Here is a 10,675-nt window from a genome sequence, read left to right on the forward strand (position 1 = left end):
GGCTCAGCCCTTGACCGACCGGTCGATCGAGAACCCGGCCCAGTCCTGGCTCACCGGCATCAGCTCAAGGCTGTTGATGTTGATGTGCGCGGGCTGGTTGAGGATCCAGAAGATGGTCTCGGCAATGTCCTGCGGCTGGATAGGCTCGGCGCCGGCGTAGGTGGCGTCATACTTGGCCTGGTCACCACCAAACCGTACCAGCGAAAATTCACTTTCGCACAGGCCCGGCTCGATGTTGCTCACGCGCACACCTGTGCCACGCAGGTCGCAGCGCAGGCTCAGCGAGAACTGCCCGACAAAGGCCTTGGTGCCGCCATACACGTTGCTGCCCGGGTACGGATAGTTGCCGGCCACCGAACCGACGTTGAGGATCGACGCCCCACGGCCATGGGCAATCAACCGTGGCAGCAGCAGGCGGGTGGTGTACATCAAGCCCTTGATGTTGGTGTCGACCATGGTTTCCCAGTCGTCCAGGCTGCAGTTCTGCGCCGCATCCACGCCCAGCGCCAGGCCGGCGTTGTTGACCAGGCCCTGCAGCTTGTCGAAGCCGGCTGGCAGGCTGGCAATGGCCTGCTCCATGGCTTTGCGGTCACGCACATCGAGCACCAGGCCATGTACTTCGGTCTTGGCAGAAAGCTCGGCGCACAAGGCGTCCAGGCGCTCCTTGCGACGACCGGTTAGCACCAGCTTCCAGCCGGCTTCGGCGAAACGGCGGGCTGTGGCCTCGCCGAAACCCGACGTGGCGCCAGTGATGAATACGGTGGATGACATGCTCTGTTCCTCGCAGTGGGTGGTCATGGCAGCTTTGCAGCATGCCCGTGGCCAACGCTGGCGGCAAGCCGAAAAGGCAGCTGGTCATTTTTTGTTCATGTGCGGCAAACCCTTGTGGCAGAAGCCTCCGCGCCAGCTATGCGCATGTTATCCACAGGGCTTTCCCCACGGATTGGGGGCAACTTCGCTGTCCGGCGGAACCCTTTCAGCCCGTCGTGGTCGGCGGCATTCTTTTCGGTGGTGGCGAAAGCTTTCAAGCATGCCGCCTGTAGCGGGGTGTCCAAGGCTTTTACACAGAGTTATCCACAGAATTTGCGCAGTGCTGGGAGTGGTTGGAATGACGTGATTTGCCTGGGAAAACAATCCACAGGGGTGCACTGATCAAAAAATGATCATGCCGCTGTAGGGCTTGATGGTGTTGGGTTGGAGGGGGATACCACCATGTTTTCCACAGGCGGTTCCACATTATCGGTGGAAAAGATTTGGCTTGCGGGAAGCGGGGTTGGGTAGCTGTGGGTGAACGGGTTGAGGGCCCGGTTAGGTTGAGTTGTCCACATGGGAAGGGGGCTGCGTTGCAGCCCATCGCGACACAAGGCCGCTCCTACAGGGGACCGCGACCGGGCATGGATCGCGGCCCCTAGGGGGAACTAATGCCCACCCAGGTAAGCGCTGCGCACTTCTTCGTTGACCAACAACTCTTGCCCAGTCCCGGTCATGCGAATTTGCCCGTTGACCATCACGTAGGCACGGTCCGACAGTTTCAGGGCGTGGTTGGCGTTCTGCTCCACCAGGAAAATGGTCATGCCGGTCTTCGCCAGTTCCCGCAGGGTCGAGAAGATCTGCTTGACCACGATGGGTGCCAACCCCAGCGAGGGCTCGTCCAGCAACAGCAATTTTGGCCGGCTCATCAGCGCCCGGGCAATCGCCAGCATCTGCTGCTCGCCACCGGACATGGTCATGGCCCGCTGGTTACGCCGCTCTTTTAGGCGCGGGAAGAGTTCGTACATGCGCTGCATGTCTTCGTCGGCATGCTTGTCGCCAATGGGGATGGTCCCCATCATCAGGTTTTCCTCGACGCTCATGTCGGGGAATACCCGGCGCCCTTCCGGCGACTGGGCGATGCCGTTGGAAGCAATGTAGTGCGATGACTTGCGGGTAATGTCGGTGCCACGGTAGACGATCTGCCCGGAAGCCGCCCGCGGCTGCCCGAAGATCGACATCAGCAGGGTCGACTTGCCGGCCCCGTTGGCGCCGATAAGGCTGACCGTCTCACCTTCGTTGATGTGCATCGATACCTTTTTCAGCGCCTGGATCGGCCCATAGAACACGTCCAGGTCCTTCAGCTCGAGAATGGGTGCACTCATACCAGTTCCTCTTCGTCTGCACCCAGGTAGGCAGCGATCACCGTCGGGTTGTTGCGGATGTCCTGTGGCGCACCCTCGGCAATCACGTTGCCGTGGTCCAATACCACGATATGGTCGGAAATGCTCATGACCATGCCCATGTCGTGTTCAATCAGCACCACGGTGATATCGTGCTCGTCACGCAGCACGCGAATCATCTGGCTAAGTGCCTCGGTCTCCTGCGGGTTCAAGCCCGCCGCCGGTTCGTCCAGGCAGATGATCTTTGGTCGCGTGCACATGGCGCGGGCGATTTCCAGGCGGCGCTGCTGCCCATACGACAGCTCACCGGCCAGGCGGTTGGCGCAGTCGACCAGGTCGACCACCTCCAGCCAGTAGAAGGCGTGGTCCAGCGCATCGCTTTCGGCCTTGCGGTAGGCCTTGGTATTGAATACCCCCGCCAGCAGGTTGCGGTTGACCCACATGTGCTGGGCCACCAGCAGGTTCTCCACCACCGACATTTCCTTGAACAGGCGGATGTTCTGGAAGGTGCGCGCCAGGCCCGCGCGGTTGACCAGGTGGGTGCCGCCGAACATCTTGTAGTACAGGCGGCTGGCAAAGCGTGCCGGCGAAACGAAGTCGGCCGCCTGGAAACGCTCGCCCAGCAGCTGGATCACATTGGTGTGGCTACCGCGCACATTCAGTTCGATGCGCCCGCCACTGGCCTTGTAGAAGCCGGTCAGGCAGTTGAACACCGTGGTCTTGCCGGCGCCGTTGGGGCCGATCAGGGCGAAGATCTGGTTGCGCCTGACCTTCAGGCTCACGTCGCTGAGCGCCTTGATGCCGCCAAACTGCATCATCAGGTTGTCGACCGACAGAATGATTTCGTCGCTCATGGCGCCACTCCTTTACGCGGGGTCACACCGGTACGGCTGATGCGGATCAGCCCCCGCGGTCGCCAGATCATCATCAACACCATCAGTACCCCGAACAGCAGCACCCGGTACTCGGAGAAGCTGCGCAGCAACTCGGGCGCCACGGTCAGCACGAATGCCGCAATGACGACGCCCACGGTGGAGCCCATGCCACCCAGCACGACGATGGCGAGAATCAAGGCCGACTCGAAGAAGGTGAACGACGAGGGGTTGACGAAGCCTTGGTAAGTGGCAAAAAACACGCCGGCCAAACCCGCGGTGGAAGCACCCAGGGTGAAGGCCGAGAGCTTGACCAGCACGTGGTTCAGGCCCATCGAACGGCAGGCGATCTCGTCTTCGCGCAGCGCTTCCCACGCCCGGCCGACCGGCATGCGGGTCAAGCGGTGCTTGATGTAGAGCACGGCCAGCACGACCATGAACAGCACCGCATAAATGAACACAAACTTGAGGTTGGGGTTGTAGGCAAAGCCGAAGAACTCATGGATGGGCACCCCACCGTCCTTGGCCCGGCGGCCGAACTCCAGGCCAAGGAAGGTTGGCGACGGCGCCGGCATGCCGTTGGGGCCGCCGGTGAACGACAGCCAGTTGTTCAGCACCAGGCGAATGATCTCGCCAAAGCCCAGCGTCACGATTGCCAGGTAGTCACCGTGCATGCGCAGCACCGGGAAGCCCAGGATGCAACCGGCAAGGGCCGCCGCAATGGCTGCCAGCGGTAACACACTCCAGAAGCCCAGGCCAAGGTACTGGTAACCCAGTGCGAGGCCGTAGGCGCCAATGGCGTAGAAGGCCACGTACCCCAGGTCGAGAAGGCCGGCCAGGCCGACCACGATGTTCAGGCCCAGGCCCAGCAGCACATAGATCAGGCCGAGGATGACCACGGTCAGCAGGTACTTGTTGGCGAAGATCGGGAAGACGATGGCAATCACGATCAGCGCCGGGATGATGTAGCGCAGCCGCGACACATAGTTCGGCGCCCGCACATGCACGCCCGAGCCACCGCTGTCGAAGCCTTCGAGCATGCGCCGGCCGGCAGCGGTCTGCACATACAGGCTGAGCAGGAAACGCCCGAGCATCACGCCACCTACCAGCCAGGCCACGCGGCGGGGTTCGGCGTTGAAGGTATAACCGTCGAGCACCACGCCTACGATCGGGCCGAACACGATCAGCGCCAGCAGGCCGGCGACGAGGGTTTCGAGCAGGCTGCGTTTGATATCGAAACCTTTGGTTTCAGAGGCAGAAGCAATTTTGGCAATCGACATGTTCACACCTTAGCCACGAGCGGGCGACCCAGCAGGCCTTGTGGGCGGAAGATAAGGATCATCACCAGCAGCGAGAAGCTGAACACGTCCTTGTAGTCGGAGTTGATCAGGCCGGAGAACAGCGATTCGGAGATCCCCAGGATGATTCCGCCGAGCATGGCGCCCGGCAAGGAGCCAATGCCACCGAGCACTGCAGCGGTGAATGCCTTGATACCGATGATGAAGCCGGCATAGAAGTCGAAGGTGCCGTAGTTCATGGTGATCAGCACGCCTGCCAGGGCGGCCATCACTGCGCCAATGACGAATACGTAGGAAATGACCCGGTCGGTGTTGATGCCCAGGATCGAGGCCATCTTGCGGTCTTGCTGGGTAGCGCGGCACATGCGACCGAGCTTGGTGTACTTGATCACATAGGTCAGCAGGCCCATGCCCAGGAATGCCGCCACCAGGATGAAGATCTTGGTGTAGGTCAGTTGCACGAAGCCGGTGCCGACATCGATGCGCATGGCGCCTTCGAGCAGGGTTGGCACGCCTTGCTGGCGAGCGCCCTGGCTGATCTGTGCGTAGTTCTGCAGGATCAGCGAAATGCCGATGGCGCTGATCAGCGGTGCCAGGCGGGTAGAGTTACGCAGCGGCTTGTAGGCGATGCGCTCGATGGTGAAGCCGTACACCCCCGTGACGACGATGGTGAACAACAGCGTGCCCAGCATCAGCAGGGGAAACGACTCGACGCCAAAATAGGCCAGCAATGCCAGGCTGATCGCCGCCAGGTAGGCGGAAATCATATACACCTCGCCGTGCGCGAAGTTGATCATGCCGATAATGCCATAGACCATTGTGTAGCCGATGGCGATCAGGCCATAGACCGACCCGAGGGTCAGGCCGTTGACCAGTTGCTGCAGGAAAATACCATCCATAACGCAATCTCACTGAGCGAGACTGCACGCATGCCGACCACGCAAGGCCACGGACAATGCGGCCCCAGCAGTGCACGACCGTGCAGGTCTCCGAATAAGGACAGGTACCGCAGGGGCTCAGGCCCGGGCGCATGCGCAACCCGGGCGGGTGGCCGTTATTATTTTTGTTTGTCCAGCTGGTGGTACTTGCCGTCCTTGTCCCACTGGTAGACCACGTAGTCGGACACGGTCAGGTCGCCCTTGCTGTCCCACTTCTTTTCGCCCATGACGGTCTGCACCGGGTTGGCCTTGAGCCACTTGGCAGCGTCTTCGCCCTTGTTCGACTTGGCGCCGTTGAAGGCGGCGGCGAGCGCCTGCAGCGAGGCGTAGGCGTACAGCGTATAGCCTTCCGGTTCGGTGCCCGCCTTGCGGAACTCCTCGACCACGGCCTTGCTGTCTGGCAGCAGGCGCGGGTCGGCGCCAAAGGTCATGTACACGCCATCGACGTACTGCGCACCGCCGGCGGTAGACACCAGCTCGTCGGTGACGATGCCATCATCCGACATGAACTTGACGTCCTTCAGGCCCTGTTCGCGCAGTTGGCGCACCAGCGGGCCGGCTTCCGGGTGCAGGCCGCCGAAGTAGACAACATCGGCACCGGCAGCACGGATCTTGGTAACCACGGCGCTGAAGTCTTTCTCGCCACGGGTCAGGCCTTCGTACAACACAGGCTTGACGCCACGTTTTTCCAGCTGTGCCTTGGTGGCATCAGCCAGGCCTTGGCCGTAGGTGTCCTTGTCGTGCAGCACCGCGACTTTCTTGCCCTTGAGCACGTCGACAATGTAGTCGCCGGCGACCACGCCCTGCTGGTCGTCACGGCCACACATGCGGAACATGGCCCTCAGGCCGCGCTCGGTGACCTGTGGGTTGGTCGAACCGGGCGTGATGGCGATCACGCCGGCCTCGTCATACACCTCGGAGGCCGGGATGGTATTGGACGAACAGAAGTGGCCGACCACCCCGATCACCTTGTCCTGGTCGACCAGGCGGTTGGCTACGGCAACGGCCTGTTTCGGTTCGCAGGCGTCATCGCCTTTGACCAGCACGATTTTCTCGCCATTCACGCCACCCGCGGCGTTGATCTTGTCGGCCGCAGCTTGCGCACCTTTCATGTACTGCTCGCCGAACGCTGCGTTGGCTCCGGTCATCGGCCCCGCTACGCCGATCTTGACGTCGGCCTGGACATACGAAGAAACACCCAGTGCCGTGGCTACGGCAAGCGCCAGGAAACCTTTCTTGTAAAACGTCTGCGACATGAGGTGGTGCTCCTAGAGTTTTTTTGGTTGGCACTACAACTTCTCAGCCCAATGCTCAGAGCAAGGGCCGTGCCATCAGTTTTGTCTTACGGAAAATCACACCACCATCGGCACGTAGAAGCGACCGACGGCCTTTTCTTTATTGAGCGTGCAACCGTCTGCCACGCGCCGGGCGCCACCACCCGTACAGACAAGGCGCAACCGCCGCGCGCCATCATTGCAACCCTGCCGGGTGTTTACGTGCAACCGGCCTGTAACAGCAGACGTCACCGAACTGCACACCCGTGGTGCGCGACTGCTACAGGCAGCACCGTTACAAGGCTGGCGGGTGCACCGAAAAACACGCGGATTTGGCAGATACGCGGCCCTGCAGGCGCGGGTTCACCCGCGAACAGGCCAGCGCAGACACAACAAGGCCGAAAAGGCTGGCACAATGTCCCCCATTCGCCGCCTCCGGAGCCCCTTTGATGAGCGAGAGCGCATTCGCCGAGCGCATCGTGCACAACCTGCTCGACACCGATTTCTACAAACTCACCATGATGCAGGGTGTGCTGCACAACTACCCGGACGCCGACGTCGAATGGGAATTCCGCTGCCGCAACGGCGAGGACTTGCGGCCGTATCTAGGCGAAATCCGCCACCAGCTGGAGGTGCTCAACGACCTCACGCTCGATGATGGCCAGCTGGGTTTTCTGGAGCGCATCAGTTTCCTCAAGCCCGACTTCCTGCGGTTTTTGCGGCTGTTTCGCTTCAACCTGCGCTATGTGCACCTCGGCATCGAGCACGATCAGCTGTTCCTGCGCCTCAAAGGCCCTTGGCTGCATGTGATCCTGTTCGAAGTGCCTTTGCTGGCGATCATCAGCGAAGTGCGCAACCGCCACCTGCACCCGCATATGCGCCTGGCCGAGGCACGCGACCAGCTGTACCGCAAGTTCGACTGGCTGCGCGCCCACGCCAGCGACGACGAACTGGCGGAACTGCAGGTAGCCGACTTTGGCACCCGCCGGCGCTTTTCCAGCCGCGTGCAGGAGGAAGTGGTCCGGGTACTGCGCGACGACTTCCCTGGCCGTTTCGTCGGCACCAGCAACGTTGACCTGGCATGGAAACTGGATATCAAGCCGCTGGGCACCATGGCCCACGAGTGGATCATGGCGCACCAGCAGCTGGGCCCTCGGCTGATCGACAGCCAGATCGCCGCGCTGGACTGCTGGGTGCGCGAGTACCGCGGCCTGCTCGGTATCGCCCTGACCGACTGCATCACCATGGATGCCTTCCTCGGCGATTTCGACCTGTACTTCGCCAAGCTGTTCGATGGCTTGCGCCACGACTCCGGCGAGCCGGTAGCCTGGGCCGAGAAAGCGATCGCCCATTACCAGAAACTGGGTATCGACCCGATGACCAAGACCCTGGTGTTTTCCGACAGCCTCAACCTTACCCGCTCGCTGGAAATCTTCCGGGCCCTGCGCGGGCGCATCAACGTCAGCTTTGGCATCGGTACCAACCTGACCTGCGACATACCGGGTGTGGTCCCCATGAGCATCGTGCTTAAAATGACCGACTGCAACGGCGCACCGGTGGCCAAGATTTCCGACGAAGCGGCCAAGACCCAGTGCCGCGACGCCAACTTCGTTGCCTACATGCGTCACGTATTCAAAGTCCCCAGCAAGGAGTAACCCATGCAAGCGGTTCAGCAAGAAATTGCCCAGGCGCTGAAGGTCCAGCCGCCGTTCGCCGACGCGGCCGCGCTAGAGGCAGAAGTTGCCCGGCGCGTGGCGTTCATCAAGGACTGCCTGGCCAACGCCCGGCTCAAGACCCTGGTACTGGGCATCAGCGGCGGGGTCGACTCGCTGACCGCCGCCCTGCTCGCCCAGCGCGCCATCAACGAACTGCGCGCCGAAACCGGTGACCAGGCTTATACCTTCATCGCCGTTCGCCTGCCGTACCAGGTGCAGCATGATGAACATGACGCCCAGGCCTGCCTGGACGTGATCAGGGCCGACGAAGTGCACACCGTGGACATCGCCCCGGCAGTGCGCGCCTTGGCGGCTGAAGTGGTGGAATTGAAAAGCGGCTCGCCGGCGCTGGTGGACTTCGTGGTAGGCAACGTCAAGGCACGCACGCGCATGGTGGCCCAATACACCATCGCCGGCGCGCGCGCAGGGCTGGTGATCGGTACCGACCACGCCGCCGAAGCGGTGATGGGCTTCTTTACCAAGTTTGGTGATGGTGCCTGCGACCTGGCGCCGCTGAGCGGCCTGGTAAAAAACCAGGTGCGGGCCATTGCACGCAGTTTTGGCGCGCCGGAGTCACTGGTGGAGAAGGTGCCGACTGCAGACCTGGAAGACCTGGCACCGGGCAAACCGGACGAAGCCTCGCATGGGGTGACCTACCAGCAGATCGACGCGTTCCTGCATGGGCAGCCGGTCGACCAGGCAGCGTTCGACATCATCGTGGCCACCTACCGCAAGACCCAGCACAAGCGCGAATTGCCGTTCGCCCCTTGATCAGGCTGTAACAATGCCTGTAGGAGCGGGTTTACCCGCCCCTACAGGGCTCGGCGTCAGCTGATTACTTGACGACAACCTTGCCTTTCATCATCGAGATGTGGCCCGGGAAGGTGCAGAAGAAGCTGTAGTCACCACCGGCTTCCAGCTTGGAAGGGTCGAACTTCACTTCGGTTTCTTTTTCCGGCGCGCCGATCATTTTGGTATGGGCAATGATCGCGGCGTTGTCAGCCTTGATGTAGTCCTTTTCCAGGCCCTGGCTCATGCCTTCGGTCGCAATGCCCTGCATGTCGGCAGTCTTGCTGATCACCAGGTTATGGCCCATGACGTTCTTCGGCAGGTTGCCGGAGTGGGTCAGTTTGACCGTGAATTCCTTGCAGCTTTTGTCGACGGTGATTTCCTTGGTGTTGAAGGACATCTGGTCGGTGGAGTCGACAGTTACCGAGCACTCGGCGGCGAAGACAGAGGCGCTGGCGAGGGTCAGCAGGGATACCGCTACAGCTTTCGCAAACATCATGAATCTCCTTGGCAGGGTTTTATCAATTGCGAGACTGCCTGAAACCGTTCAGCACCCTGCTGATATGGGTCAAGGGGGTGTCAAGTGGCCAGTCAGTTGAATTGTTCAATGGATTGTATACAACCAATCTAAGAGCACATCATGCCCTTTTATTGGACGATGGGACAACCTCTCATTTAGGAGCAATACCAAATGCCCATCTCCCAGTTTCTGAACGGCCTGCTCGCCGCCTACGCCCACGGCGCTACCGGCGCCATCTGCGAGTTTTCTCGCCCGGAATGAACACGGCCTTGGAGGCGACGGTCAGCCACCGTACCCTGTCACCCTGAATGACTGGAGGTGAGTAATGCCTGTACGTTCCGTTTGTGTGTTTTGTGGTGCCAGCATTGGCAGCAACCCCGCCTACCGTGAGGCGGCGGTCGCGCTGGGTGAGGCGATTGCCCGCCGAGGCTGGACGCTGGTGTATGGCGGTGGTGCAGTTGGCTTGATGGGTGTGGTAGCCGACGCCGCGATGGCAGCAGGTGGCGACGTGGTAGGGATCATCCCGCAGAGCCTGCTGGACGCCGAGGTCGGCCACAGAGGCCTGACGCGGCTGGAAGTGGTCGATGGCATGCATGCGCGCAAGGCTCGCATGGCCGAGTTGAGCGACGCGTTCATCGCCTTGCCGGGTGGCCTGGGTACGCTGGAAGAGCTGTTCGAGGTTTGGACCTGGGGGCAACTGGGCTACCACGCCAAGCCGCTGGGGCTGCTGGATGTGAACGGCTTCTACGACAAGCTTGGCGGGTTCCTCGACCATATCGTCGAGGAGGGTTTCGTGCGCCCGCAGCACCGGGATATGTTGTTGCTGGGGCAGCAGCCGGATGAACTGCTGGGCGCGATGGACCGCTTTGTCGCGCCGGTGGCGCCGAAGTGGGTCGACAAGAAGCCTGACTAAACCAGATTCAGGGGCTGCACAAAATCCTAAAGCGAGCATTGTACCTGTGGGAGATTCTATGGTTCCTGGCAAGGGTAGCCGCTGCATCTTCAGTGCCTGTGAGATCGAGCGCCGCCCGCGCGGCGCATCGCGAGCTGCGCTCGCTCCTACGTTTGTTTCGGGCCAGTAACCCCTGTGCCAGATGCGCGCGGCCGCCTTGTTCG

At 61.4% G+C, this 10,675-nt stretch carries 10 protein-coding genes; 3 read left to right on the forward strand and 7 right to left on the reverse strand.

Translation table 11 applies throughout. The annotated features are described in order from the left end of the window. Positions 1-3 precede the first annotated feature (3 nt). The 6 genes from QME24_RS18365 to QME24_RS18390 form a co-directional block, all read right to left on the reverse strand. Positions 4-771, reverse strand: a complete 768-nt coding sequence (locus tag QME24_RS18365; RefSeq protein WP_029885720.1) for an SDR family oxidoreductase — start codon at positions 769-771, stop codon at positions 4-6. 647 nt (positions 772-1,418) lie between these two features. Then, complete coding sequence (locus QME24_RS18370) at positions 1,419-2,135, reverse strand: ABC transporter ATP-binding protein (protein WP_009683302.1); 717 nt, start codon at positions 2,133-2,135, stop codon at positions 1,419-1,421. After that, positions 2,132-3,007 (reverse strand): ATP-binding cassette domain-containing protein, encoded by an 876-nt coding sequence (locus tag QME24_RS18375; protein ID WP_029885721.1) that lies wholly within the window; start codon positions 3,005-3,007, stop codon positions 2,132-2,134. Before QME24_RS18375 ends, QME24_RS18370 begins: the two co-directional genes overlap by 4 nt. Then, entirely contained in the window at positions 3,004-4,305 is a 1,302-nt protein-coding gene (livM, locus tag QME24_RS18380; RefSeq protein ID WP_009683305.1) for a high-affinity branched-chain amino acid ABC transporter permease LivM, read from the reverse strand. The genes QME24_RS18375 and livM overlap by 4 nt, the downstream gene beginning before the upstream one ends. A gap of 2 nt (positions 4,306-4,307) precedes the next feature. Continuing rightward, positions 4,308-5,222 carry a branched-chain amino acid ABC transporter permease gene (locus tag QME24_RS18385; protein WP_009683306.1) on the reverse strand — a complete coding sequence of 305 codons (915 nt, stop codon included), beginning with the start codon at positions 5,220-5,222 and terminating at the stop codon, positions 4,308-4,310. A 158-nt stretch (positions 5,223-5,380) separates the two neighbouring features. After that, positions 5,381-6,517, reverse strand: a complete 1,137-nt coding sequence (locus QME24_RS18390; protein WP_280091396.1) for a branched-chain amino acid ABC transporter substrate-binding protein — start codon at positions 6,515-6,517, stop codon at positions 5,381-5,383. Between the two features lie 467 nt (positions 6,518-6,984). Here QME24_RS18390 and pncB point away from each other — a divergent pair, with 467 nt between their 5' ends. Both pncB and nadE read left to right on the forward strand, forming a co-directional pair. Continuing rightward, positions 6,985-8,190 (forward strand): nicotinate phosphoribosyltransferase, encoded by a 1,206-nt coding sequence (gene pncB / locus QME24_RS18395; protein ID WP_009683308.1) that lies wholly within the window; start codon positions 6,985-6,987, stop codon positions 8,188-8,190. A 3-nt stretch (positions 8,191-8,193) separates the two neighbouring features. Then, a complete protein-coding gene (gene nadE, locus QME24_RS18400; RefSeq protein WP_009683309.1) occupies positions 8,194-9,021 on the forward strand; it encodes an ammonia-dependent NAD(+) synthetase in 828 nt (275 codons plus the stop codon). Between the two features lie 64 nt (positions 9,022-9,085). On the opposite strand, the gene azu is transcribed toward nadE, so the two are convergent. After that, positions 9,086-9,535 carry an azurin gene (gene azu, locus QME24_RS18405; protein WP_029885725.1) on the reverse strand — a complete coding sequence of 150 codons (450 nt, stop codon included), beginning with the start codon at positions 9,533-9,535 and terminating at the stop codon, positions 9,086-9,088. Positions 9,536-9,884: 349 nt separating this feature from the next. On the opposite strand from azu, the gene QME24_RS18410 reads away from it, so the two are divergent. After that, the gene (locus QME24_RS18410) at positions 9,885-10,472 is read left to right on the forward strand and encodes a TIGR00730 family Rossman fold protein (protein WP_235768136.1); all 588 of its coding nucleotides are present in this window, start codon (positions 9,885-9,887) and stop codon (positions 10,470-10,472) included. Positions 10,473-10,675 lie beyond the last annotated feature (203 nt).

The organism is Pseudomonas sp. PARCl1, from assembly GCF_947311875.1.
Lineage (GTDB): Bacteria > Pseudomonadota > Gammaproteobacteria > Pseudomonadales > Pseudomonadaceae > Aquipseudomonas > Aquipseudomonas juntendi.

Coding starts and splice junctions, on each gene's coding strand:
- QME24_RS18365 (WP_029885720.1), bottom strand. CDS start 771: ATGTCATCCACCGTATTCATCACTGGCGCCACGTCGGGTTTCGGCGAG.
- QME24_RS18370 (WP_009683302.1), bottom strand. CDS start 2,135: ATGAGTGCACCCATTCTCGAGCTGAAGGACCTGGACGTGTTCTATGGG.
- QME24_RS18375 (WP_029885721.1), bottom strand. CDS start 3,007: ATGAGCGACGAAATCATTCTGTCGGTCGACAACCTGATGATGCAGTTT.
- livM (WP_009683305.1), bottom strand. CDS start 4,305: ATGTCGATTGCCAAAATTGCTTCTGCCTCTGAAACCAAAGGTTTCGAT.
- QME24_RS18385 (WP_009683306.1), bottom strand. CDS start 5,222: ATGGATGGTATTTTCCTGCAGCAACTGGTCAACGGCCTGACCCTCGGG.
- QME24_RS18390 (WP_280091396.1), bottom strand. CDS start 6,517: ATGTCGCAGACGTTTTACAAGAAAGGTTTCCTGGCGCTTGCCGTAGCC.
- pncB (WP_009683308.1), top strand. CDS start 6,985: ATGAGCGAGAGCGCATTCGCCGAGCGCATCGTGCACAACCTGCTCGAC.
- nadE (WP_009683309.1), top strand. CDS start 8,194: ATGCAAGCGGTTCAGCAAGAAATTGCCCAGGCGCTGAAGGTCCAGCCG.
- azu (WP_029885725.1), bottom strand. CDS start 9,535: ATGTTTGCGAAAGCTGTAGCGGTATCCCTGCTGACCCTCGCCAGCGCC.
- QME24_RS18410 (WP_235768136.1), top strand. CDS start 9,885: ATGCCTGTACGTTCCGTTTGTGTGTTTTGTGGTGCCAGCATTGGCAGC.